Below are 25,426 nucleotides of genomic sequence, written 5' to 3' on the forward strand. Positions count from 1 at the left end.
GCGCAATAAAAGCTTTGTAGCCTGTAACGCGTAATACGCCGGTCAGTTGGCGACGGACCGGCGGATTTTTTCATGTATGATACGCGCCCCATTTCGTTGCCCGACTGTCCGAGAACACCCCATGCAGCTCTCTTCGCTCACTGCGGTTTCCCCTGTTGACGGCCGCTACGCCGGCAAAACCCAGGCCCTGCGCCCAATTTTCAGCGAGTACGGTCTGATCCGTGCCCGCGTTCTGGTTGAAGTGCGCTGGCTCCAGCGCCTGGCCGCTCACGCCGGCATCCCGGAAGTGCCAGCCTTCTCCGCCGAAGCCAACGCCGTTCTGAATGAACTGGCCGAGAACTTCTCGCTGGAGCACGCCGAGCGCGTGAAAGAGATCGAGCGCACCACCAACCACGACGTCAAAGCGATCGAATACCTGCTCAAGGAGCAGGCGGCCAAGCTGCCGGAGCTGGCCAAGGTCAGCGAATTCATCCACTTCGCCTGCACCAGCGAGGACATCAACAACCTGTCCCACGCCCTGATGCTGCGCGAAGGTCGTGATGACGTAATGCTGCCGCTGATGCGCCAGACCGCCAACGCCATCCGCGAACTGGCCATCCGTTTCGCCGACGTGCCGATGCTGTCGCGCACCCACGGCCAGCCGGCTTCGCCGACCACCCTGGGCAAAGAGCTGGCGAACGTGGTTTACCGTCTCGAGCGCCAGATCGCTCAGGTTGCTGCCGTTCCGCTGCTGGGCAAGATCAACGGCGCTGTCGGCAACTACAACGCCCACCTGTCGGCCTACCCGCAGATCGACTGGGAAGCCAACGCCCGCGCCTTCATCGAAGACGAGCTGGGCCTGGGCTTCAACCCGTACACCACGCAAATCGAGCCGCACGACTACATCGCCGAGTTGTTCGACGCCATTGCGCGCTTCAACACCATCCTGATCGACTTCGACCGTGACATCTGGGGCTACATCTCCCTGGGTTACTTCAAGCAGCGCACCATCGCCGGCGAAATCGGTTCGTCGACCATGCCGCACAAGGTCAACCCGATCGACTTCGAAAACTCCGAAGGCAACCTGGGCATCGCCAACGCACTGTTCCAGCACCTGGCGAGCAAACTGCCGATCTCCCGCTGGCAGCGCGACCTGACCGACTCCACCGTTCTGCGCAACCTCGGTGTCGGCTTCGCCCACAGCGTGATCGCGTACGAAGCGAGCCTCAAAGGCATCAGCAAGCTCGAGCTGAACGCTGACAAGATCGCTGCCGATCTGGACGCTTGCTGGGAAGTCCTGGCCGAGCCGATCCAGACCGTGATGCGCCGCTACAACATCGAAAACCCGTACGAGAAGCTGAAAGAACTGACCCGCGGCAAGGGCATCAGCCCTGAAGCGCTGCAGACTTTCATCGATGGTCTGGACATGCCGACCGAAGCGAAAGCCGAACTCAAGCAGCTGACCCCGGCCAACTACATCGGCAACGCTGTAGCGCAAGCCAAACGCATCTGATCGACCGCTTGACCCGTTTGAGACGCCCGGCCGCGCCGGGCGTTTTTATTCCCGTCTGAAAAATGCTTTTTTTCAATAGGTTACATATGAATCCCGATATTCCTCTTCAACTTCTGGGTGGTCTTACGGCGCGCGAATTCATGCGCGATTACTGGCAGAAAAAACCACTGCTGATCCGTCAGGCGATTCCTGATTTTGAAAGCCCGATCGACGCCGACGAACTCGCCGGCCTGGCCCTGGAAGAAGAAGTCGAATCGCGTCTGGTGATTGAGCACGGCGAGCGTCCTTGGGAACTGCGTCGCGGCCCGTTCGCCGAAGACGAATTCAGCAAACTGCCGGAGCGCGAGTGGACCCTGCTGGTGCAGGCGGTCGATCAGTTCGTGCCGGAAGTCAGCGAGCTGCTGGAGAATTTCCGCTTCCTGCCGAGCTGGCGCGTCGACGACGTAATGATCAGCTTCGCCGCCCCGGGTGGCAGCGTCGGCCCGCACTTCGACAACTACGACGTGTTCCTGCTGCAAGGCCACGGCAAGCGCAACTGGAAAATCGGCCAGATGTGCGACTCCGAAAGCCCGCTGCTGCAACACGCGGACCTGCGCATCCTCGCCGAATTCCACGAGACCGAAGAGTGGGTCCTGGAACCGGGCGACATGCTCTACCTGCCCCCGCGCCTGGCCCACTGCGGTGTTGCCGTCGATGACTGCATGACCTACTCGGTCGGCTTCCGCGCACCGAGCGCCGCTGAAGTGCTGACCCACTTCACCGACTTCCTCAGCCAGTTCCTGACTGACGAAGAGCGCTACACCGACGCCGATGCCAAACCGGTCAGCGATGACCCACATCAGATCCAGCACGATGCACTCGGCCGCCTGAAAGCACTGCTCGCCGAGCACATGAGCGATGAGCGCCTGCTGCTGACCTGGTTCGGCCAGTACATGACCGAGCCGCGTTATCCAGAGCTGGTGGTCGGCCCTGAAGAAGTCGAGGAAGAAGACCTTCTTGGCGCGTTCGAAGACGGCGCCATCCTGATCCGCAACCCGAGCGCACGCCTGGCGTGGTCGGACGTCGATGACGACCTGCTGCTGTTCGCCAGCGGCCAGAGCCGTTACCTGCCAGGCAAGCTGCGCGAACTGCTGAAGCTGATCTGCTCCGCCGACGCTCTGCACACCGACAACCTCGGTGACTGGCTGAGCGACGAAGACGGTCGCGGCCTGCTGTGCGAACTGGTCAAACAGGGAAGCCTGGGGTTCGCCGACGATGAATAAGATTCGCGTACGTGTTGCAGACTGGCAAAAGGACAACGCCGAGATCCGCCGCATTCGCGAAACGGTCTTCATTGCCGAACAATCGGTTCCACCCGAGCTTGAGTGGGACGCCGATGACGCTACGGCGGTGCACTTCCTGGCTTTCGAAGGCGACTTTCCGATCGGCACCGCCCGCCTTTTACCCGACGGACATGTTGGCCGGGTTTCGGTGCTCAAGGACTGGCGTGGCCTGAAGGTCGGCGATGCGCTGATGCAAGCGGTCATCGCCGAAGCAGAGGAGCGCGGACTGAAGCAGCAGATGCTCAGCGCCCAGGTTCAGGCCACAGCGTTCTATGAGCGTCTGGGTTTCAACCTGGTCAGCGAGGAATTCCTCGAAGCCGGGATTCCGCATGTCGACATGGTTCGTCACTCGGCATAAGTCCGCGTCGCGGCATTCGCGGGCAAGCCCGCTCCCACAGGAGACCTCCAGCGAACACAGATTTTGTGCCCGGCAGAGATCCAATGTGGGAGCGGGCTTGCTCGCGAAGAGGCCCTCCAGAACACCACAAAACGCTCTGCCATTTTCGGATGCCGGGGCGTTTTGCTGTCTACGATTCAACTTGCCCCACCCCGGGCCGACAAACTGGCAATATCAAGCCTTTCGAAAGCGGAGATAACGGACATGTCCCTACGCACCCTGCTCACCACCCTGCTGCTCGGCTGCAGTGTTTCGGTGATGGCAGCCACAGAAATCGTGCCCCTCAAGTACCACACCAGCGCCGACATGCTGCCGGTGGCTCAGGACTTCATCGGCAAGGACGGCCAGGTCAGCGCCTATGGCAACCAACTGATCGTCAAGGCCGAGCCCGGCAAGATTCAAGAACTCAAGGATCTGCTCTCACAGCTCGACACCGCGCCCAAGCGCTTGCTGATCACGGTCGACACCAACGAAAACAACGGTCGTGGCGACGAAGGTTATTCAGTCAATGGCGCGCAAACCCGCATCATCAGTCGAAGCACTGCCAGCCGTGACGGCGGCATTCAGCAGATCCAGGCCAGCGAAGGTGCTCCAGCACTGATCCAGGTCGGCCAGAGCGTGCCGATCACCAGCAGCCAGACCAACTCCTACGGCGATTACAGCAGCCAGACCCAATATCGCAACGTCACCCAGGGTTTTTACGTCACCGCCAGCGTCACCGGCGAAACCGTTCACCTGGCTATCAGTACCAACCGTGACCGCATGAGCCAGGAACGTCCCGATGTAGTGAACGTGCAAAGTACCGACACAACCGTCACCGGACGCTTGGGTGAATGGATCACCCTAGCCGGCGTGAATCGCCAGACCCAGGCCGACAAACAGGGCCTGGCCCGCAGCTACTCTACTCAAGGCCGGGATGACATGACGTTGCGGGTGAAAGTCGACACGCTGGACTAAAGCACCAAAAACTGACTGATTAGTCGTATTAGACGAAAGATGTAGTGCTTGAAAAAAAGCACTACAAAACGTTTGACGAGCCAAAAAAGCGAAGGCATGATGGCCTCGCTCCCGCTAATCAGAGGCCCTGGCAAGGGCCTTCGAAGCGCTGCTCGCAACCATCCCCGCGAGCCGTTTCGTGTCTGTACCGCCCACAAGGCGTGTTTGACGAGGTTGCCGACTGGAACGAAGTTGTCCCGAGGGACGGAAGCGTAATTAGGTAACCCGGCTTTACACTGTCGTTCGTATAAAGGCCCACGACGCCCGAATGCGCCCACCAGTTCGCCTTTACCTGCTCACTTCCCCTCGAGCCCATCGTTCATCCGTCGCCTGCCCCGCCGAACCCGACCTGACCACCTAAGCTTCTGGTCAGCGAGCGCAAGGAATTTTCCACCGCAGAACAACTTTTCATAAAGACGCGACGAGGTTTATCTCCATGGCACTGACACGCGAACAGCAAATTGCAGCCCTTGAAAAAGACTGGGCTGAAAACCCGCGCTGGAAAGGCGTGACTCGCAATTACTCCGCTGCTGACGTCGTCCGTCTGCGTGGCTCGGTTCAACCAGAGCACACCTTTGCAAAAATGGGCGCCGAGAAGCTGTGGAACTTGGTCACCCAGGGTGCCAAGCCGTCCTTCCGCCCAGAGAAAGATTTCGTCAACTGCATGGGCGCCCTGACCGGCGGTCAGGCTGTGCAGCAGGTTAAAGCCGGTATCCAGGCGATCTACCTGTCGGGCTGGCAAGTCGCGGCGGACAACAACTCCGCCGAATCGATGTACCCGGACCAGTCGCTGTACCCGGTGGACTCGGTTCCAACCGTGGTCAAGCGCATCAACAACTCGTTCCGTCGCGCCGACCAGATCCAGTGGAAAGCCGGCAAGAACCCGGGCGACGAAGGCTACATCGACTACTTCGCGCCAATCGTGGCTGACGCTGAAGCCGGTTTCGGCGGCGTACTGAACGCCTACGAGCTGATGAAGAGCATGATCGAAGCAGGCGCCGCCGGCGTTCACTTCGAAGACCAACTGGCTTCCGTGAAGAAATGTGGCCACATGGGCGGCAAGGTGCTGGTGCCAACCCAGGAAGCCGTGCAGAAGTTGACCGCGGCTCGTCTGGCTGCCGACGTTGCCGGTGTACCGACCATCATCCTGGCCCGTACCGACGCCAACGCTGCCGACCTGCTGACTTCCGACTGCGATCCGTACGACCAGCCATTCGTGACTGGCACCCGTACCCAGGAAGGTTTCTACAAGGTTCGTGCAGGTCTGGACCAGGCAATCGCCCGAGGCCTGGCCTACGCGCCGTACGCCGACCTGATCTGGTGCGAAACCGCCAAGCCGGACCTGGAAGAAGCCCGTCGTTTCGCTGAAGCGATCAAAAAGGAATACCCGGACCAGATCCTGTCGTACAACTGCTCGCCTTCCTTCAACTGGAAGAAAAACCTGGACGACGCGACCATCGCCAAGTTCCAGCGCGAACTGTCCGCCATGGGTTACAAGCACCAGTTCATCACCCTGGCCGGCATTCACAACATGTGGCACAGCATGTTCAACTTGGCGCACGACTACGCCCGCAACGACATGACTGCCTACGTGAAGCTGCAAGAGCAGGAATTCGCTGACGCCGCCAAGGGTTACACCTTCGTGGCTCACCAGCAGGAAGTGGGCACTGGCTACTTCGACGACATGACCACCGTGATTCAAGGTGGCTCGTCGTCGGTAACCGCACTGACCGGTTCGACCGAAGAAGAACAGTTCCACTGATCGACTTCGCCTGAGCGAACGGCCTTTGCGGACCGTATAGAGAGCTAACCGCATTGCCGAAAAACTGACGCCCCGACTGGTTCGGGGCGTTTTTTTGCCTGCGGTTTTCCGGGCACCTCAGGAATTGGCAAAGCCTGTCAGGCAAAACATTGATCCAGAGCGGTATCCGCATCGCAAAAATCGGCTAAAACGGGCGCCGCCGCTACTTGCAGTAACGCGCATATAAGACAACTTCCCAACTAGTGACCCGTTAAACAGTTACGAAACCTCTGCAAACGATATCAATTATCATTTAGCGACAACTATGTTCGTTACATTTCCTACAAAACATAATTCGTGAAATCCCGGCTAATGCCCGCAACGCATGGGCTGCGGGCCCTTCGAGGTGTGCTATGTCCTTATTCCAATAAATAATTTCGCTATAGGAATTTTACTTGCAGGGTGTTTAGCCATAAAATCAGCGCGATTGATTGCTGCGACATATCGTCACTGCCTTATTTCTTTATCAAGCTCAGAGACCTTTGCTCTCTGTTAAGGATTTCCAGCATGCCCGAAGCGACAGGACTCATGGCCCACAACTGGGGCTTTGCCATTTTCCTTCTGGGTGTAGTCGGCCTGTGCGCCTTCATGCTCGGCGTCTCCAGCCTCCTCGGGTCAAAAGCCTGGGGCCGCAGCAAAAACGAACCGTTCGAGTCCGGCATGCTACCTACCGGTGGCGCCCGCTTGCGGCTCTCAGCCAAATTCTATCTGGTCGCGATGCTGTTCGTGATCTTCGATATCGAAGCCCTCTTTCTCTTTGCATGGTCTGTGTCCGTCCGCGAAAGCGGCTGGACCGGATTCGTCGAAGCTCTCGTTTTCATAGCAATTCTGTTGGCAGGTCTTGTCTACCTGTTCCGAGTGGGCGCCCTTGACTGGGCTCCGGAAGCTCGTCGCAAGCGGCAGGCGAAGCTGAAACAATGAGGCTTTGGCAATGCAATACAATCTCACCAGAATCGACCCCGATGCTCCTAACGAGCAGTATCCGATCGGCCAGCGGGAAACCGTTTCCGATCCGTTAGAGGATCAAGTCCACAAAAACATTTTCATGGGCAAGCTGGAAGACGTGCTGAGTGGCGCGGTCAACTGGGGACGTAAGAACTCCCTGTGGCCGTACAACTTCGGTCTGTCGTGCTGCTACGTGGAAATGACCACCGCCTTCACGGCGCCCCACGACATCGCGCGCTTCGGCGCCGAAGTTATCCGGGCATCACCGCGTCAGGCCGACTTCATGGTTATCGCCGGGACCTGCTTCATCAAGATGGCGCCGATCATTCAGCGCCTGTACGAGCAGATGCTCGAACCCAAGTGGGTGATCTCGATGGGTTCGTGCGCCAACTCCGGCGGCATGTACGACATCTACTCCGTGGTTCAGGGGGTGGACAAGTTCCTGCCCGTTGACGTCTACGTACCTGGCTGCCCGCCCCGTCCAGAAGCATTTCTGCAAGGCTTGATGCTGTTGCAGGAATCCATTGGCCAGGAGCGTCGCCCACTGTCCTGGGTCGTTGGCGATCAAGGCGTTTATCGCGCCGACATGCCTTCGCAGAAGGAACAGCGCCGCGAACAGCGAATCGCAGTCACCAACCTGCGCAGCCCTGACGAAGTCTGATCCAGTCTGTTTCAAAGAAACGAGAAGCTGGCTTCATTCTTTACGTTGACCGAAAGCGAAAAAATAACCATGACTACAGGCAGTGCTCTGTACATCCCGCCTTATAAGGCAGACGACCAGGATGTGGTCGTCGAACTGAACAACCGTTTTGGCGCCGAAGCGTTCACCGCTCAGCCGACCCGCACCGGCATGCCGGTGCTGTGGGTGGCTCGCGCCAAACTCGTCGAAGTCCTGACCTTCCTGCGCAACCTGCCCAAGCCGTACGTCATGCTCTATGACCTGCACGGCGTGGACGAGCGTCTGCGCACCAAGCGTCAAGGGCTGCCGAGCGGTGCCGATTTCACCGTGTTCTATCACCTCATGTCGCTGGAACGTAATAGTGACGTGATGATCAAGGTCGCCTTGTCCGAGAGCGACCTCAGCTTGCCGACCGTCACCAGCATCTGGCCGAACGCCAACTGGTACGAGCGTGAAGTCTGGGACATGTTCGGCATCGACTTCAAAGGTCACCCGCACCTGTCGCGCATCATGATGCCGCCGACCTGGGAAGGTCACCCGCTGCGCAAGGACTTCCCGGCGCGCGCCACCGAGTTCGATCCGTTCAGCCTGAACCTGGCCAAGCAACAGCTCGAGGAAGAAGCCGCGCGCTTCCGTCCTGAAGACTGGGGCATGAAGCGCTCCGGCCCGAACGAGGACTACATGTTCCTCAACCTGGGTCCGAACCACCCTTCGGCGCACGGTGCGTTCCGCATCATCCTGCAACTGGACGGTGAAGAGATCGTCGATTGCGTTCCGGACATCGGTTACCACCACCGTGGCGCCGAGAAGATGGCCGAGCGTCAGTCCTGGCACAGCTTCATTCCGTACACCGACCGTATCGATTACCTCGGCGGCGTGATGAACAACCTGCCGTACGTGCTCTCGGTCGAGAAGCTGGCCGGCATCAAGGTGCCAGAGAAGGTCGACGTCATCCGCATCATGATGGCCGAGTTCTTCCGGATCACCAGCCACCTGCTGTTCCTGGGTACCTACATCCAGGACGTCGGCGCCATGACCCCGGTGTTCTTCACCTTCACCGACCGCCAGAAGGCGTACACGGTGATCGAAGCCATCACCGGTTTCCGTCTGCACCCGGCCTGGTACCGCATCGGCGGCGTCGCTCACGACCTGCCGCGCGGCTGGGAAAAACTGGTGAAGGACTTCGTTGAATGGCTGCCGAAGCGCCTCGACGAATACACCAAGGCCGCCCTGCAGAACAGCATCCTCAAGGGTCGTACCATCGGCGTTGCCCAGTACAACACCAAAGAGGCCCTGGAATGGGGCGTCACCGGTGCCGGCCTGCGTTCCACCGGTTGCGACTTCGACCTGCGTAAAGCGCGTCCGTACTCCGGCTACGAGAATTTCGAGTTCGAAGTACCGCTGGCTGCCAACGGCGATGCCTACGACCGCTGCATGGTTCGCGTCGAAGAGATGCGCCAGAGCGTCAAGATCATCGACCAGTGCCTGCGCAACATGCCGGAAGGACCGTACAAGGCGGATCACCCGCTGACCACGCCGCCGCCGAAAGAGCGCACGCTGCAGCACATCGAAACCTTGATCACGCACTTCCTGCAAGTTTCGTGGGGCCCGGTCATGCCGGCCAACGAATCCTTCCAGATGATCGAAGCGACCAAGGGCATCAACAGTTATTACCTGACGAGCGACGGCGGCACCATGAGCTACCGTACCCGGATCCGTACTCCGAGCTTCCCGCATCTGCAACAGATCCCTTCGGTGATCAAAGGCAGCATGGTCGCGGACCTGATTGCGTACCTGGGTAGTATCGATTTCGTTATGGCCGACGTGGACCGCTAAGCATGAACAGCACGCTTATCCAGACAGACCGTTTCACCCTGAGTGAAACCGAGCGCTCGGCCATCGAGCACGAGCTGCATCACTACGAAGACCCGCGCGCGGCGTCGATCGAAGCCCTGAAGATCGTCCAGAAAGAACGTGGCTGGGTGCCGGACGGCGCTCTGTACGCCATCGGCGAGATCCTCGGCATCCCGGCCAGCGACGTTGAAGGCGTGGCCACGTTCTACAGCCAGATCTTCCGTCAGCCGGTCGGCCGCCACATCATTCGCGTCTGCGACAGCATGGTCTGCTACATCGGTGGCCACGAGTCGGTGGTCAGCGAAATCCAGAACAACCTGGGTATCGGCCTGGGCCAGACCACCGCCGACGGTCGTTTCACCCTGCTGCCGGTCTGCTGCCTCGGCAACTGCGACAAGGCACCGGCGCTGATGATCGATGACGACACCTTTGGCGATGTCCAGCCTGCCGGCGTCGCCAAACTGCTCGAGGGCTACGTATGACCCTGACTTCTTTCGGTCCTGCCAACCGCATCCAGCGTTCGGCCGAGACTCACCCGCTGACCTGGCGCCTGCGTGACGACGGCGAAGCCGTGTGGCTCGACGAGTACCAGGCCAAGAATGGTTACGCCGCTGCGCGCAAGGCCTTCGCCGACATGGATCAGGACGCCATCGTCCAGACCGTGAAAGACGCCGGCCTCAAAGGTCGCGGCGGTGCAGGCTTCCCCACTGGCGTGAAGTGGGGCCTGATGCCAAAGGACGAATCCATCAACATCCGCTACCTGCTGTGCAACGCGGATGAAATGGAGCCGAACACCTGGAAAGACCGCATGCTGATGGAGCAACTGCCCCATCTGCTGATCGAAGGCATGCTGATCAGCGCCCGCGCGCTGAAAACCTACCGTGGCTACATCTTCCTGCGTGGCGAGTACACCACCGCCGCCAAGCACCTGAACCGTGCCGTTGAAGAAGCCAAGGCAGCCGGCCTGCTGGGCAAGAACATCCTGGGCAGCGGCTTCGATTTCGAGCTGTTCGTCCACACCGGCGCCGGGCGTTACATCTGCGGTGAAGAAACCGCACTGATCAACTCTCTCGAAGGCCGCCGCGCCAACCCGCGTTCCAAGCCGCCCTTCCCTGCCGCCGTTGGCGTGTGGGGCAAGCCGACCTGCGTGAACAACGTTGAAACCCTGTGCAACGTGCCGGCGATCATCGCCGACGGCGTGGACTGGTACAAATCGTTGGCCCGCGACGGCAGTGAAGACATGGGCACCAAGCTCATGGGCTTCTCCGGCAAGGTCAAGAACCCCGGCCTGTGGGAACTGCCATTCGGCGTGACCGGTCGCGAGCTGTTCGAAGACTACGCCGGCGGCATGCGCGACGGCTTCAAGCTGAAAGCCTGGCAGCCAGGTGGCGCCGGTACCGGTTTCCTGTTGCCGGAACACCTCGACGCACAAATGTACGCCGGCGGCATCGCCAAGGTTGGCACCCGTATGGGCACCGGCCTGGCCATGGCGGTGGACGACAGCGTCAACATGGTGTCCCTGCTGCGCAACATGGAGCAGTTCTTCGCCCGCGAATCCTGTGGTTTCTGCACTCCTTGCCGTGATGGCCTGCCATGGAGCGTCAAGCTGCTGATGGCCATCGAACAAGGCCGCGGCCAGCCAGGCGACATCGAGACCCTGCTGGGTCTGGTCAACTTCCTCGGCCCGGGCAAGACCTTCTGTGCTCACGCACCGGGTGCCGTGGAGCCGTTGGGCAGTGCCATCAAATACTTCCGTCCAGAGTTCGAAGCCGGTATCGCGCCCGCAAGCGCCACCGTCCCGCCTCTGGCGAAGCCGATCACAGTCGGCGCGTAAACGCTTAAAAAAGGCGAAGGGTCCGTGCCCTTCGCCTTTCGTCCGATGACGCCTTTCGGGGCTGACTGGATTCGGACGGATAACAAGATTCCATTAGCCACGCCCGCTGACACCGGGCCAACGAAGACCTTTGAACCATGGCCACTATCCACGTAGACGGCAAAGCGCTCGAAGTCGACGGGGCAGACAACCTGTTACAGGCATGTCTGTCGCTGGGCCTCGACATCCCTTATTTCTGCTGGCACCCCGCGCTTGGTAGCGTCGGGGCCTGCCGCCAGTGTGCGGTCAAGCAGTACACCGACGAGAACGACACCCGTGGTCGCATCGTCATGTCCTGCATGACCCCTGCCACCGACAACACCTGGATCTCCATCGACGATGAAGAATCCAAGGCGTTCCGCGCCAGTGTCGTCGAATGGCTGATGACCAACCACCCACACGACTGCCCTGTGTGCGAGGAAGGCGGTCACTGCCACCTGCAAGACATGACGGTGATGACCGGCCACAACGAGCGCCGTTATCGCTTCACCAAACGCACCCACCAGAACCAGCAACTGGGCCCGTTCATTTCCCACGAGATGAACCGCTGCATCGCCTGCTACCGCTGCGTGCGTTTCTACAAGGATTACGCCGGCGGCACCGACCTCGGTGTATTCGGCGCCCACGACAACGTGTACTTCGGTCGCGTTGAAGACGGCACCCTCGAAAGCGAGTTCTCCGGCAACCTCACCGAGGTCTGCCCGACCGGTGTGTTCACCGACAAGACTCACTCCGAGCGCTACAACCGCAAGTGGGACATGCAGTTCTCGCCGAGCATCTGCCATGGCTGCTCGAGCGGTTGCAACATCTCCCCGGGCGAGCGTTACGGCGAACTGCGTCGCATCGAAAACCGTTACAACGGTTCGGTGAACCAGTATTTCCTGTGCGACCGTGGCCGTTTCGGTTATGGCTACGTCAACCGCACCGACCGCCCACGTCAGCCACTGCTGGCCGACGGCACCAAGCTTGGCCTGGATGCTGCGCTGGACAAAGCCGCCGACCTGCTGCGCGGTCGCAACATCGTCGGTATCGGTTCGCCGCGTGCCAGCCTGGAAAGCAACTACGCGTTGCGTGAACTGGTGGGCGCCGAGCACTTCTACTCCGGTATCGAAGCCTCGGAGCTGGAACGCATCCGTCTGGTCCTGCAAGTGCTGAAAGACAGCCCGCTGCCCGTGCCGAACATGCGCGACATCGAAGATCACGACGCCGTGTTCGTCCTCGGGGAAGACCTGACCCAGACCGCCGCCCGCATGGCCCTGGCCCTGCGTCAGTCGGTCAAAGGCAAGGCCGAAGACATGGCCGAAGCCATGCGCGTTCAGCCTTGGCTCGACGCCGCCGTGAAGAACATCGGTCAGCACGAACTGAACCCGCTGTTCATCGCCAGCCTGGCTGAAACCAAGCTCGACGACATCGCCGAAGAGTGTGTACACGCCGCTCCAGACGATCTGGCACGCATCGGTTTCGCCGTGGCTCACGCCCTGGACGCCAGCGCACCGGCCGTTGAAGGTCTGGACGCCGAAGCCCTGGAGCTGGCCAAGCGCATCGCCGACGCCCTGCTCGCGGCCAAGCGTCCGCTGATCATCGCCGGTACTTCGCTGGGCTCCAAAGCCTTGATCGAAGCCGCGGCGAACATCGCCAAGGCCCTGAAGCTGCGCGAGAAGAACGGTTCGATCAGCCTGATCGTGCCGGAAGCCAACAGCCTCGGCCTGGCCATGCTCGGTGGCGAATCGGTCGATGCTGCGCTGCAAGCGGTCATCGACGGCAAGGCCGACGCCATCGTCGTGCTGGAAAACGATCTGTACACCCGCACCGCCAAAGCCAAGGTCGATGCGGCACTGAACGCTGCGCAAGTGGTGATCGTTGCCGACCATCAGAAGACCGCCACCAGCGACCGCGCGCACCTGGTTCTGCCAGCCGCCAGCTTCGCTGAAGGCGACGGTACCCTGGTCAGCCAGGAAGGTCGCGCCCAGCGCTTCTTCCAGGTTTTCGACCCGCAATACATGGACGCGAGCATTCTGGTCCACGAAGGCTGGCGCTGGCTGCACGCCCTGCGCGCTACCCTGCTGAACCAGCCGATCGACTGGACGCAACTCGACCACGTGACCGCTGCCGTTGCTTCGAGCACCCCGCAACTGGCCCGCATCGTCGACGCCGCGCCGTCCGCCTCGTTCCGCATCAAAGGCCTGAAACTGGCGCGTGAGCCGCTGCGTTACTCCGGTCGCACCGCGATGCGCGCCGACATCAGCGTTCACGAACCACGCACCCCGCAGGACAAGGACACCGCGTTCGCCTTCTCGATGGAAGGTTACTCGGGCTCAGCCGAACCGCGTCAGCAAGTGCCGTTCGCCTGGTCGCCAGGCTGGAACTCGCCGCAAGCCTGGAACAAGTTCCAGGACGAGGTCGGTGGTCACCTGCGCGCTGGCGATCCGGGCACCCGCCTGATCGAAAGCAGCGGTGATTCGCTGAACTGGTTCGCCAGTGTTCCGCGCGCGTTCAACCCGGCCCAGGGCACCTGGCAAGCCGTGCCGTTCTACCACCTGTTCGGCAGCGAGGAGAACTCGTCGAAAGCCGCACCGGTTCAGGAACGTATCCCGGCCGCCTACGTTGCACTGGCCAAGTCCGAAGCGGATCGCCTGGGCGTCAACGACGGCGCACTGCTGAGCCTCAACGTTGCCGGCCAGACCCTGCGTCTGCCGCTGCGCATCAATGAAGAGCTGGGCGCTGGCCTGGTTGCACTGCCGGCCGGTCTGGCAGGCATTCCGCCGGCGATTTTCGGCCAAACCGTTGATGGTCTGCAGGAGGCAGCGCAATGACCTGGTTCACCCCTGAAGTGATCGATGTGATCCTGACGGTCATCAAGGCCATCGTGATCCTGCTGGCCGTGGTGGTCGCAGGCGCGCTGCTCAGCTTTGTCGAGCGTCGCCTGCTGGGCTGGTGGCAAGACCGTTACGGTCCGAACCGCGTTGGCCCGTTCGGCATGTTCCAGATCGCAGCCGACATGCTGAAGATGTTCTTCAAGGAAGACTGGACCCCGCCGTTTGCCGACAAGGTGATCTTCACCCTGGCACCGGTGGTGGCCATGTCCGCCCTGCTGATCGCGTTCGCGATCATCCCGATCACCCCGACCTGGGGCGTGGCGGATCTGAACATCGGCCTGCTGTTCTTCTTCGCCATGGCCGGTCTGTCGGTCTACGCGGTGCTGTTCGCCGGCTGGTCGAGCAACAACAAGTTCGCCCTTCTGGGCAGCTTGCGTGCCTCGGCGCAGACCGTGTCCTACGAAGTGTTCATGGGCCTGGCCCTGATGGGCATCGTGGTGCAGGTCGGCTCGTTCAACATGCGCGACATCGTCGAGTACCAGGCGCAGAACCTGTGGTTCATCATTCCGCAGTTCTTCGGCTTCTGTACCTTCTTCATCGCTGGCGTGGCCGTGACTCACCGTCACCCGTTCGACCAGCCGGAAGCGGAACAGGAACTGGCCGACGGTTACCACATTGAATACGCCGGTATGAAATGGGGCATGTTCTTCGTCGGTGAATACATCGGCATCATCCTGATCTCGGCGCTGCTGGTCACCCTGTTCTTCGGTGGCTGGCACGGTCCGTTCGGCATCCTGCCGCAACTGTCCTTCGTCTGGTTCGCACTGAAGACCGCGTTCTTCATCATGCTGTTCATCCTGCTGCGCGCTTCCATCCCGCGTCCGCGTTATGACCAGGTGATGGATTTCAGCTGGAAATTCTGCCTGCCACTGACCCTGATCAATTTGCTGATAACCGCTGCGGTTGTGTTGTGGAACACACCTGCGGTTGCGGTTCAGTGAGGATTTGACCCATGTTCAAATATATTGGCGACATCGTTAAGGGTACCGGTACCCAGTTGCGCAGCCTGGTCATGGTCTTCGGCCATGGCTTTCGCAAGCGCGACACCCTGCAATACCCGGAAGAGCCGGTCTACCTGCCACCGCGCTACCGTGGTCGCATCGTCCTGACCCGCGACCCCGATGGCGAAGAACGCTGCGTAGCCTGCAACCTGTGCGCCGTGGCGTGCCCGGTGGGTTGCATCTCGCTGCAGAAAGCTGAAACCGAAGACGGTCGCTGGTACCCGGACTTCTTCCGTATCAACTTCTCGCGCTGTATTTTCTGCGGTCTCTGCGAGGAAGCCTGCCCGACCACCGCGATCCAGCTGACGCCGGATTTCGAGATGGCCGAGTTCAAACGTCAGGACCTGGTGTACGAGAAAGAAGATCTGCTGATCTCCGGCCCCGGCAAAAACCCTGATTACAACTTCTATCGTGTTGCAGGTATGGCCGTTGCGGGCAAGCCGAAAGGCGCCGCACAAAACGAAGCCGAGCCGATCAACGTGAAGAGCTTGCTGCCTTAAGGAAGAACGATGGAATTCGCTTTCTATTTCGCATCGGGTATCGCTGTTGTGTCCACGCTGCGTGTGGTCACCAACACCAATCCTGTGCACGCCCTGCTCTACCTGATCATTTCGCTGATCGCCGTGGCCATGACCTTCTTCGCACTCGGCGCGCCGTTCGCCGGCGTGCTGGAAGTGATCGCCTACGCTGGCGCCATCATGGTGCTGTTCGTGTTCGTGGTGATGATGCTGAACCTGGGCCCGGCCTCGGTTCAGCAGGAACGCACCTGGCTCAAGCCCGGGATCTGGGCGGGGCCGGTGATTCTCGCCGCCCTGCTGCTGGCCGAACTGCTGTATGTGCTGTTCGCTCACCAGAGCGGTCAGGCCATCGGCCACACCACCGTCGATGCAAAAGCCGTGGGCATCAGCCTGTTCGGTCCGTATCTGCTGGTGGTCGAACTCGCCTCGATGCTGCTGCTCGCTGCAGCCGTCACGGCGTTCCATTTGGGCCGTAACGAGGCGAAGGAGTAAGACATGCCTGCTATCCCTCTCGAACATGGTCTGGCCGTCGCCGGCATCCTGTTCTGCCTTGGTCTGGTCGGCCTGATGGTCCGCCGCAACATTTTGTTCGTGTTGATGAGTCTGGAAGTGATGATGAACGCCTCTGCACTGGCCTTCATCGTTGCGGGCGCCCGCTGGGCGCAACCGGATGGACAGATCATGTTCATCCTGGTGATCAGCCTTGCAGCCGCCGAAGCCAGTATTGGCCTGGCGATCCTGCTGCAACTGTATCGCCGCTTCCACACGCTCGATATCGACGCTGCCAGTGAGATGCGCGGATGAACCTACTCTTTCTGACTTTCGTATTCCCTCTGATCGGGTTCCTGTTGCTGTCGTTCTCCCGCGGCCGCTTCTCGGAAAACCTGTCGGCTCTGATCGGTGTCGGCTCCATCGGCCTGTCTGCCATCGTCGCGGCTTACGTGATCTGGCAATTCAACGTCGCGCCACCGGAAGGTGGCGTCTACACCCAGGTGCTGTGGCGCTGGATGTCGGTGGAAGGTTTCCAGCCTAACTTCGCGCTGTACCTGGATGGTCTGTCCGTGACCATGCTCGGTGTGGTCGTCGGTGTCGGCTTCCTGATCCACCTGTTTGCATCGTGGTACATGCGTGGTGAAGACGGTTACTCGCGCTTCTTCTCGTACACCAACCTGTTTATCGCCAGCATGCTGTTCCTGATCCTGGGCGATAACCTGCTGTTCATCTACTTCGGTTGGGAAGGAGTGGGGCTGTGCTCGTACCTGTTGATCGGTTTCTACTACAGCAACCGCAACAACGGTAACGCCGCACTCAAAGCCTTCATCGTCACCCGTATCGGCGACGTGTTCATGGCGATCGGCCTGTTCATCCTGTTCCAGCAACTGGGCACGCTGAACGTCCAGGAACTGCTGGTGAAGGCGCCCGAGCACTTCAAGGTCGGCGATTTCTGGATCGTGCTGGCGACCCTGATGCTCCTGGGCGGTGCGGTCGGTAAATCGGCGCAACTGCCGCTGCAGACCTGGCTTGCGGACGCGATGGCCGGCCCTACCCCGGTTTCGGCACTGATCCACGCCGCAACCATGGTTACCGCTGGTGTCTACCTGATCGCCCGTACCCACGGTCTGTTCGCCCTGGCGCCGGACATCCTGCATCTCGTGGGAATCGTCGGTGGTGTGACCCTGGTTCTGGCAGGTTTTGCCGCACTGGTTCAAACCGACATCAAACGTATCCTCGCCTACTCGACCATGAGCCAGATCGGCTACATGTTCCTGGCGCTGGGCGTTGGCGCCTGGGAAGGCGCGATCTTCCACCTGATGACCCACGCCTTCTTCAAGGCCCTGCTGTTCCTTGCCTCCGGTGCGGTGATCGTTGCCTGCCACCACGAGCAGAACATCTTCAAGATGGGCGGCCTGTGGAAGAAACTGCCGCTGGCCTACGCCAGCTTCATCGTCGGTGGTGCCGCCCTGGCCGCCCTGCCGCTGGTGACCGCCGGTTTCTACTCCAAGGACGAAATCCTCTGGGAAGCGTTCGCCAGCGGCAACCACGGTCTGCTTTACGCAGGTCTGGTCGGTGCCTTCATGACGTCGCTGTACACCTTCCGCCTGATCTTCATCGCGTTCCACGGTGAAGCCAAGACCGAAGCCCACGCCGGTCACGGCATCGCTCACTGGCTGCCGCTGTCGGTGCTGATCGTGCTGTCGACCTTCGTCGGCGCCATGATCGTTCCACCACTGCACGGCGTGCTGCCGGAGAGCGTTGGCCATGCCGGTGGCGAAGCCAAGCACAGTCTGGAAATTGCCTCGGGCGCCATCGCCCTGGCCGGTATCCTGCTGGCGGCCCTGCTGTTCCTCGGCAAGCGTCGCTTCGTGACCGCAATCGCCAACAGCGGCATCGGCCGTCTCCTTTCGGCCTGGTGGTTCGCTGCCTGGGGCTTCGACTGGATCTACGACAAACTGTTCGTCAAGCCGTACCTTGCGATCAGCCATGTACTGCGCAAAGACCCGCTCGACCAGACCATCGGTCTGATCCCGCGCATGGCCAAGGGTGGTCACACCGCCCTGAGCCGTACCGAAACCGGTCAACTGCGTTGGTACGCCGCCTCGATGGCTGCTGGTGCCGTGTTGGTCATCGGCGCTGTCGTGCTGGTAGCGGTCTGATATGAACCTTGCGAATTTGCGAAAGGAAACGAGCCCGTCATGATTCTGCCTTGGCTAATCCTGATCCCCTTCATCGGCGGCCTGCTGTGCTGGCTGGGTGAGCGCTTCGGCGCCACCCTCCCCCGCTGGATTGCGCTGTTGACCATGACCCTGGAACTCGCCCTCGGCCTCTGGCTGTGGGCCCACGGTGACTATTCATTTGCACCGGCGCCTGGCGCCGATCCGACTTGGGCGCTTGAGTTCAAGCACGTCTGGATCCAGCGCTTCGGCATCAATGTGCACCTGGCCCTCGACGGCCTGTCGCTGCTGATGATCCTGCTGACCGGCCTGCTGGGCATCCTCTCGGTACTCTGCTCGTGGAAAGAGATTCAACGTCACGTTGGCTTCTTCCACCTGAACCTGATGTGGATCCTGGGCGGCGTTGTCGGCGTGTTCCTCGCCCTCGACCTGTTCATGTTCTTCTTCTTCTGGGAAATGATGCTGGTGCCGATGTACTTCCTCATCGCGCTCTGGGGTCACAGTTCTTCGGACGGCAAGAAAACCCGGATCTACGCCGCGACCAAGTTCTTCATCTTCACTCAGGCTTCCGGCCTGATCATGCTGGTGGCGATCCTCGGTCTGGTCCTGGTCAACTACAACAGCACCGGCGTGATCACCTTCAACTACGCCGATCTGTTGAAGACCAAGATGTCGATGACCACCGAGTACATTCTGATGCTCGGCTTCTTCATCGCCTTCGCGGTCAAGCTGCCAGTGGTTCCGTTCCACTCCTGGCTGCCTGATGCTCACGCCCAGGCGCCGACTGCAGGTTCCGTCGACCTCGCCGGTATCCTGCTGAAAACCGCGGCCTACGGTCTGCTGCGTTTCGCCCTGCCGCTGTTCCCAAACGCCTCGGCCGAATTCGCGCCGATCGCCATGACCCTCGGTCTGATCGGGATCTTCTACGGTGCGTTCCTCGCTTTCGCGCAAACCGACATCAAGCGTCTGATCGCCTTCTCGTCCGTTTCCCACATGGGCTTCGTACTGATCGGCATCTACTCCGGCAGCCAACTGGCACTGCAAGGTGCCGTGATCCAGATGCTGGCCCACGGTCTGTCGGCGGCGGCACTGTTTATCCTCAGCGGTCAGCTGTACGAGCGTCTGCATACGCGTGACATGCGTGAGATGGGCGGTCTGTGGTCGCGTATCGCTTACCTGCCGGCGATCAGCCTGTTCTTCGCAGCCGCTTCGCTGGGTCTGCCAGGCACCGGTAACTTCGTCGGCGAGTTCCTGATCCTGATCGGTACGTTCGCCAGTGCGCCATGGATCACCGCGATTGCCACCTCCGGTCTGGTGTTCGGTTCGGTCTACTCGCTGATCATGATCCACCGCGCTTACTTCGGTCCGTCCAAATCGGATTCGATCCTGCACGGCATGGACGGTCGCGAACTGATCATGGTGCTGGGCCTTGCGGTACTGCTGATTTACCTCGGCGTCTACCCGCAACCGTTCCTCGACACTTCCGCCGCCACGATGCATGGCGTGCAGCAGTGGCTCGGCACCGCCTTCACTCAACTCGCTTCGGCCCGGTAAGAGCGCTATGGAATTCACGATTCAACACTTTATTGCGCTAGCGCCACTGTTGATCACCAGCCTCACCATTATCGTGGTGATGCTGGCAATCGCCTGGCGCCGCAACCACTCGCAGACCTTCCTGATTTCGGTGGCGGGTCTGAACCTGGCCTTGCTGTCGATCCTGCCGGCCCTGAAAGTCGCGCCTCTGGCCGTGACTCCATTACTGCAGATCGACACCTTTGCCTGCCTGTACATGGCGCTGATCCTGGTCGCCACCCTCGCTTGCGTCACCCTCGCTCACGCCTACCTCGGCGATGGCGGTTCGGGTTACCCGGGCAACCGTGAAGAACTGTACCTGCTGATCCTGATGGCCGCCGCCGGTGGCCTGGTTCTGGTCAGCGCGCAGCACCTGGCCGGCTTGTTCATCGGTCTGGAACTGCTGTCGGTGCCGGTCTACGGTCTGGTGGCCTACGCTTTCTTCAACAAGCGTTCGCTGGAAGCGGGCATCAAGTACATGGTGCTGTCGGCCGCCGGTTCAGCGTTCCTGCTGTTCGGTATGGCGCTGCTGTACGCAGACTCGGGCTCCCTGAGCTTCGTCGGTATCGGTCAGGCCCTGGCCGCGACCGGTCTGCCAAGCTCGCTGGCGCAACTGGGTCTGGGCATGATGCTGATCGGTCTGGCGTTCAAGCTGTCGCTGGTACCGTTCCACCTGTGGACGCCGGACGTGTACGAAGGTGCTCCGGCACCGGTGGCCGCGTTCCTCGCCACCGCGTCGAAAGTGGCTGTGTTTGCGGTCATGGTTCGTCTGTTCCAGATCTCCCCTGCCGCAAGCAGTGGCGTACTGAGCAACGTGCTGACCATCATCGCCATTGCCTCGATCCTGTTCGGTAACCTGCTGGCCCTGACCCAGAGCAACCTCAAGCGTCTGCTCGGTTACTCGTCCATCGCGCACTTCGGCTACCTGCTGATCGCACTGGTGGCGAGCAAGGGTCTGGCGGTGGAAGCCATCGGCGTGTACCTGGTCACCTACGTGATCACCAGCCTCGGCGCCTTCGGCGTGATCACCCTGATGTCCTCGCCTTACAACGGCCGTGACGCGGACGCGCTGTACGAGTACCGCGGCCTGTTCTGGCGCCGTCCGTACCTGACCGCCGTACTGACCGTGATGATGCTGTCCCTAGCCGGTATCCCGCTGACTGCTGGCTTCATCGGCAAGTTCTACATCATCGCCACCGGTGTCGAGTCGCACCAATGGTGGCTGGTCGGTTCCCTGGTACTGGGCAGCGCCATCGGCGTGTTCTACTACCTGCGCGTGATGGTTACCCTGTACCTGATCGAACCGAACCTGCGCCGCCACGACGCCCAACTGCACTGGGAACAGAAAGCAGGCGGCGTGATGCTGCTGGCGATTGCCGTCCTGGCGTTCTTCCTCGGCCTGTACCCACAACCGTTGCTGACCCTGGTTCAGCAATCGGGCCTGGCGGGCTGATCGCTCAGCGATAGTTGGCTACAAACAGAAACGGCACCTTCGGGTGCCGTTTCTGTTTTTGTGGGATTTTCATTTTCAACGCCCTCCCCTTTTTAAGGAATTTGCCTTCAAAACGATGAGCAACGGCTGACATCACACAGTTGGCCTATGCCGTTAAATTCGAAAGTCACCCATCAAGTGGAGATCCAGAAAACATGAAGCGAGATATTTTTTCAGAGTTGATGGACGGCCTTGAGGCACTAGCCGAAAAACGCAAAGGCAAAGTCACCTTGAAAAAAACGCGTGCCCAACGGATCGGCGCCATGAAGGACAAACTCATACCTCCCAATGACTTCGACACCTCTCTACCAGAGGACGTGCTGGATACCTTCGAAAGATAGAAACGCACATTTGCATACATGGAACGATCAGACCAACCCTGTGTGAGTTTTGCCCGCACTAACCTCACAAAATTGTAATTCCCCAATCACCTCCGCGTTATCCGCCCCCTGCAACGATGTCACCCGACGATTATGCCGGCGGGCCTCTCCCACCAGCGTAACAACGGCAACCACTGTTTCGCCTGTTCATCGAACAGGCGCCGAACGAGGTGTCATTGCGGGTTAGCAATCTCGGCGTGGGTATCGAGGCGCAGCACCCGCCGTATCTGTTCGACCGTTTTTACCGGGTCGACAGCAGCCGCACGCGGTCACAGGGCAGCACCGGTCTGGGGCTGGCCATCGTGCACTCGATCATGACCCTGCATCAGGGCTCTGCGAAGGTTCAAAGCCGTCCGGGCGCAATAACAGTGTTCAGTCTGGTGTTTCCCGTGATGACGCCAAAAAAACCTTAAGGCCTCCGCTACTTTGTGCGTTGTTTTCTCAAGCTCCATCGGAAAAATCATCGCACAAGCGCGCCTTAAATCTGCCCGACCTTTCAGTGGGAATTTGCATCGACCTTGCGCTGAAACATCGGACAGAACCAGGAAAAAAAACGCTGCCGAAAGTAACGCCCTATCATTTCATCGCCCGTTGCCATGTGCCTCTTCCCCTTTTAAATCAAGCCAATCCACTGACCCTGACGCGTCAACTCACCTTTTATCAGTACGTGTTTCGACACACGAAAATTCCGCGCGCGGAAACATCCGCACATTTTTGACCCCGTTATTGCCGCAGGCCTAGATTCGGTTCGTGCTTCAACTCGCTCACCCACAGAACCGTCAGGGGGAACACCTAATGAGCTACGTCAGCGACATGAAGACTGCGCGTCATGCACCTCAAAGTCTCCAGACTGCGCAACCGGCATGACCTTCTCCCTGCACAGCCGAGGTTATTACCCGACCGGCGACGGCCATCAACTCTATTGGGAACGCCATGGTGTTCCGGGACACGAACCGGTGTTTTTCCTCCATGGCGGCCCCGGCGGACGTATCAGCCGTCACCATTTGCAGTTCTTCGACCCGGGCCGGTTCGACATCATCCTGTTCGACCAGCGGGGTTGCGGACGTTCAACGCCTCACGGCGAGCTGCGGGACAACACCACCGGACAGTGTGTCGAAGACATCGATGCCCTGCGCCAGCATTTCGGCTTCGAAAAAATCAGCGTGCTGGGCGTGTCATGGGGTAGCTGGCTGGCGATTCAGTACCAACAGCGATATCCGCAGCACCTGCTGAAAACCACGCTGGTTTCGTTATTCGTGCCGTTTGCCGCCAATGTCCGGGCCTACGATCAGGCACTCAATGACGGGTTGGCACAATCGCCTCAAACGTCGTCAGGCCATCGCGCGAAGGACATCTACCGGATCCTCGGCGAAGGCTGTCCATCGCAGCAACACCGCGCCGCCATCGAATGGTTGAACGCTGTTCTACGTCGCACAGGGCAGACGATTTGCCGCGCCACACTGGAGCGCTTCGTCGATCAGGAAGCGGTGCTCGCGATCCGCCTCGAACTGCATTACCACCTGCACAACTATTTCTTCACACCAAAGGACGAATACCTGACCCTCGACGACAACACCCTGCTGATCCAGGGCATCCGCGACACCCATGGCATGGCCAGCGTGCGCTGGCTCAGGCAACGCATGAACATTCACTGCCGGCTGCTGCACGCCGGGCACAACGCCTTTGAAAACGCCCTCCTCAAAGCGGTGCGTCGGGCGGTGAAACGTGAAATCGAGGGCTAAAAAAAACGGCACCCGAAGGTGCCGTTCCGTCCCGCAAAGGCGCTTACTTGCGTGCCGCCTCCCACGACTTGAGCAGTTCGTTGTAGCTCACGGTTTCGCCTTTCGGTTTCTCGTTGGCCAGTTTCGGTTTGGGTGCGCCCGGCTGGTCGAACCAGTATTGCGCGTCGCGCTCGGGGTTCATTTTCGGGGCGCACACCGCTTGGGCCTTGGAGCGTTCCAGACGGGTCATGATCGCGTCCTGATCCTTGGCCAGACCGTCGAGGGCCTGTTGCGGGGTCTTCTCGCCGCTGGCGGCTTCGGCGATGTGGCTCCACCACAATTGTGCCAGGCGTGGGTAGTCCGGCACGTTGGTGCCGGTCGGCGTCCATTGCACACGGGCCGGGCTGCGGTAGAACTCGACCAGACCACCGAGTTTCGGCGCCAGATCGGTCATCGCTTGCGAGTTGATGTCCGACTCGCGAATCGGCGTCAGACCGACGATGGTTTTCTTCAGCGACACGGTTTTCGAGGTCACGAACTGCGCGTACAGCCAGGCCGCGAGTTTCTGTTTCTCAGGCGTGGACTTCATGAAGGTCCACGAGCCCACGTCCTGATAACCGAGCTTCATCCCCTCTTCCCAGTACGGCCCGCGCGGCGACGGCGCCATGCGCCACTTCGGCGTGCCGTCGGCGTTGACCACCGGCAGACCCGGCTTGGTCATGTCGGCGGTGAAGGCCGTGTACCAGAAGATCTGCTGGGCGATGTTGCCTTGGGATGGCACCGGGCCGGATTCGGAGAAGGTCATGCCCGCCGCTTCCGGTGGCGCGTACTTTTTCAGCCAGTCGACGTATTTGGTGGTGGCGAACACCGCCGCCGGGCCGTTGGTGTCGCCGCCGCGGGTCACGCTGGAGCCGACCGGGTGACAATCCTCGACGCGAATCCCCCACTCGTCCACCGGCAAACCGTTGGGAATGCCCTTGTCGCCGCCACCGGCCATGGAGAACCAGGCATCGGTGAAGCGCCAGCCCAGGGACGGGTCTTTCTTGCCGTAGTCCATATGCCCGTAGATGCGTTTGCCGTCGATCTCCTTGACGTCTTCGCTGAAGAATTTGGCGATGTCTTCATAGGCCGACCAGTTCACCGGCACGCCCAGTTCATAACCGTACTTTTCCTTGAACTTGGCTTTCAGGTCGGCGCGTTCGAACCAGTCGGCGCGGAACCAGTACAAGTTGGCGAACTGCTGGTCGGGCAATTGATAGATCTTGCCGTCCGGCGCGGTGGTGAAGGAGATGCCGATGAAGTCCTTGATGTCGAGGGTTGGCGAGGTGAAGTTCTTGCCTTCGTTGGCCATCAGGTCGGTGATCGATTCGGTCTTGCCGTAGCGAAAGTGCGTACCGATCAGGTCCGAGTCGTTGACCCAGCCGTCGTAGATGTTCTTGTCCGACTGCATCACCGTCTGCATTTTTTCCACGACGTCGCCTTCCTGCAGCAGGTCGTGGGTCAGCTTGATGCCGGTGATTTCGCTGAAGGCCTTGGCCAGCACCTTGGATTCATATTCGTGGGTGGTCAGGGTTTCCGAGACGACCTTGATGTCCATCCCGCGAAACGGCTCGGCCGCCTTGATGAACCACTTCAGTTCTTCGAGCTGCTGCTCGGCCGTCAGGGTCGACGGCTTGAACTCGCTGCCGATCCATTTTTTTGCGGCATCTTCGTAGGCGTCGGCCCAGGCGGACGCGCTCAAACCGCTGAGTGCCAGCATGGCTGCCAATGAAATGCTATGTCGCAGCTTATTTTTCTTATCGAACATAGAGACCTCCTGTTAGGTTTTCGGAGCA

21 protein-coding genes and 1 pseudogene are annotated in these 25,426 nt (G+C 60.2%); 21 read left to right on the forward strand and 1 reads right to left on the reverse strand.

What is annotated here, in order from left to right; translation table 11 throughout:
* The first annotated feature begins 121 nt into the window (after positions 1 to 121).
* The 21 genes and pseudogenes from purB to L6D74_RS11305 all read left to right on the forward strand — a co-directional run bounded on the left by purB (position 122) and on the right by L6D74_RS11305 (position 23,612).
* Positions 122 to 1,492, forward strand: a complete 1,371-nt coding sequence (gene purB / locus L6D74_RS11205; RefSeq protein WP_064597733.1) for an adenylosuccinate lyase — start codon at positions 122 to 124, stop codon at positions 1,490 to 1,492.
* 86 nt (positions 1,493 to 1,578) lie between these two features.
* Positions 1,579 to 2,754, forward strand: coding sequence for a ribosomal protein uL16 3-hydroxylase (locus L6D74_RS11210; RefSeq protein ID WP_064597738.1), 1,176 nt, complete (start codon positions 1,579 to 1,581; stop codon positions 2,752 to 2,754).
* The gene (locus L6D74_RS11215) at positions 2,747 to 3,172 is read left to right on the forward strand and encodes a GNAT family N-acetyltransferase (RefSeq protein WP_039767415.1); all 426 of its coding nucleotides are present in this window, start codon (positions 2,747 to 2,749) and stop codon (positions 3,170 to 3,172) included. Before L6D74_RS11210 ends, L6D74_RS11215 begins: the two co-directional genes overlap by 8 nt.
* 243 nt (positions 3,173 to 3,415) lie before the next feature.
* Positions 3,416 to 4,168 (forward strand): secretin N-terminal domain-containing protein, encoded by a 753-nt coding sequence (locus L6D74_RS11220; protein ID WP_236189185.1) that lies wholly within the window; start codon positions 3,416 to 3,418, stop codon positions 4,166 to 4,168.
* Between the two features lie 475 nt (positions 4,169 to 4,643).
* Positions 4,644 to 5,969 carry an isocitrate lyase gene (aceA, locus tag L6D74_RS11225; protein ID WP_064597742.1) on the forward strand — a complete coding sequence of 442 codons (1,326 nt, stop codon included), beginning with the start codon at positions 4,644 to 4,646 and terminating at the stop codon, positions 5,967 to 5,969.
* A 546-nt stretch (positions 5,970 to 6,515) separates the two neighbouring features.
* Positions 6,516 to 6,929, forward strand: coding sequence for an NADH-quinone oxidoreductase subunit A (locus L6D74_RS11230; RefSeq protein ID WP_003223812.1), 414 nt, complete (start codon positions 6,516 to 6,518; stop codon positions 6,927 to 6,929).
* Positions 6,930 to 6,939: 10 nt separating this feature from the next.
* Positions 6,940 to 7,614 carry a NuoB/complex I 20 kDa subunit family protein gene (locus tag L6D74_RS11235; protein WP_007951456.1) on the forward strand — a complete coding sequence of 225 codons (675 nt, stop codon included), beginning with the start codon at positions 6,940 to 6,942 and terminating at the stop codon, positions 7,612 to 7,614.
* A gap of 69 nt (positions 7,615 to 7,683) precedes the next feature.
* Positions 7,684 to 9,468, forward strand: coding sequence for an NADH-quinone oxidoreductase subunit C/D (gene nuoC / locus L6D74_RS11240; protein ID WP_103386162.1), 1,785 nt, complete (start codon positions 7,684 to 7,686; stop codon positions 9,466 to 9,468).
* A gap of 2 nt (positions 9,469 to 9,470) precedes the next feature.
* Complete coding sequence (gene nuoE / locus L6D74_RS11245; RefSeq protein WP_003223804.1) at positions 9,471 to 9,968, forward strand: NADH-quinone oxidoreductase subunit NuoE; 498 nt, start codon at positions 9,471 to 9,473, stop codon at positions 9,966 to 9,968.
* The gene (nuoF, locus tag L6D74_RS11250) at positions 9,965 to 11,320 is read left to right on the forward strand and encodes an NADH-quinone oxidoreductase subunit NuoF (protein ID WP_074688949.1); all 1,356 of its coding nucleotides are present in this window, start codon (positions 9,965 to 9,967) and stop codon (positions 11,318 to 11,320) included. The genes nuoE and nuoF overlap by 4 nt, the downstream gene beginning before the upstream one ends.
* Before the next feature lie 137 nt (positions 11,321 to 11,457).
* A complete protein-coding gene (gene nuoG, locus L6D74_RS11255) occupies positions 11,458 to 14,172 on the forward strand; it encodes an NADH-quinone oxidoreductase subunit NuoG (RefSeq protein ID WP_085612665.1) in 2,715 nt (904 codons plus the stop codon).
* Positions 14,169 to 15,176, forward strand: a complete 1,008-nt coding sequence (gene nuoH, locus L6D74_RS11260; RefSeq protein WP_007964859.1) for an NADH-quinone oxidoreductase subunit NuoH — start codon at positions 14,169 to 14,171, stop codon at positions 15,174 to 15,176. The genes nuoG and nuoH overlap by 4 nt, the downstream gene beginning before the upstream one ends.
* Before the next feature lie 11 nt (positions 15,177 to 15,187).
* Positions 15,188 to 15,736 (forward strand): NADH-quinone oxidoreductase subunit NuoI, encoded by a 549-nt coding sequence (gene nuoI / locus L6D74_RS11265; RefSeq protein WP_007951461.1) that lies wholly within the window; start codon positions 15,188 to 15,190, stop codon positions 15,734 to 15,736.
* A 9-nt stretch (positions 15,737 to 15,745) separates the two neighbouring features.
* On the forward strand, positions 15,746 to 16,246 hold the full coding sequence (nuoJ, locus tag L6D74_RS11270; protein ID WP_007951462.1) for an NADH-quinone oxidoreductase subunit J: 501 nt from the start codon (positions 15,746 to 15,748) through the stop codon (positions 16,244 to 16,246).
* A gap of 3 nt (positions 16,247 to 16,249) precedes the next feature.
* Positions 16,250 to 16,558: an NADH-quinone oxidoreductase subunit NuoK gene (nuoK, locus tag L6D74_RS11275; RefSeq protein WP_003180046.1), complete on the forward strand. Its 309-nt coding sequence runs from the start codon at positions 16,250 to 16,252 to the stop codon at positions 16,556 to 16,558.
* Positions 16,555 to 18,408 (forward strand): NADH-quinone oxidoreductase subunit L, encoded by a 1,854-nt coding sequence (gene nuoL, locus L6D74_RS11280; RefSeq protein ID WP_039767429.1) that lies wholly within the window; start codon positions 16,555 to 16,557, stop codon positions 18,406 to 18,408. Before nuoK ends, nuoL begins: the two co-directional genes overlap by 4 nt.
* Positions 18,409 to 18,447: 39 nt before the next feature.
* On the forward strand, positions 18,448 to 19,980 hold the full coding sequence (nuoM, locus tag L6D74_RS11285) for an NADH-quinone oxidoreductase subunit M (protein ID WP_011334963.1): 1,533 nt from the start codon (positions 18,448 to 18,450) through the stop codon (positions 19,978 to 19,980).
* Between the two features lie 7 nt (positions 19,981 to 19,987).
* On the forward strand, positions 19,988 to 21,451 hold the full coding sequence (gene nuoN / locus L6D74_RS11290; protein WP_064597748.1) for an NADH-quinone oxidoreductase subunit NuoN: 1,464 nt from the start codon (positions 19,988 to 19,990) through the stop codon (positions 21,449 to 21,451).
* Positions 21,452 to 21,645: 194 nt separating this feature from the next.
* The gene (locus L6D74_RS11295; RefSeq protein WP_085690010.1) at positions 21,646 to 21,831 is read left to right on the forward strand and encodes a hypothetical protein; all 186 of its coding nucleotides are present in this window, start codon (positions 21,646 to 21,648) and stop codon (positions 21,829 to 21,831) included.
* Positions 21,832 to 22,013: 182 nt separating this feature from the next.
* Positions 22,014 to 22,283: pseudogene (locus L6D74_RS11300) on the forward strand (ATP-binding protein); the annotation flags it as partial.
* Positions 22,284 to 22,733: 450 nt separating this feature from the next.
* Positions 22,734 to 23,612, forward strand: coding sequence for an alpha/beta fold hydrolase (locus tag L6D74_RS11305; protein ID WP_236189186.1), 879 nt, complete (start codon positions 22,734 to 22,736; stop codon positions 23,610 to 23,612).
* A 43-nt stretch (positions 23,613 to 23,655) separates the two neighbouring features.
* On the opposite strand, the gene L6D74_RS11310 is transcribed toward L6D74_RS11305, so the two are convergent.
* Positions 23,656 to 25,398, reverse strand: a complete 1,743-nt coding sequence (locus L6D74_RS11310; RefSeq protein ID WP_007951484.1) for an ABC transporter substrate-binding protein — start codon at positions 25,396 to 25,398, stop codon at positions 23,656 to 23,658.
* Between the last annotated feature and the right edge of the window lie 28 nt (positions 25,399 to 25,426).

This window comes from Pseudomonas pharyngis, assembly GCF_021602345.1.
GTDB classification, from domain to species: domain Bacteria; phylum Pseudomonadota; class Gammaproteobacteria; order Pseudomonadales; family Pseudomonadaceae; genus Aquipseudomonas; species Aquipseudomonas pharyngis.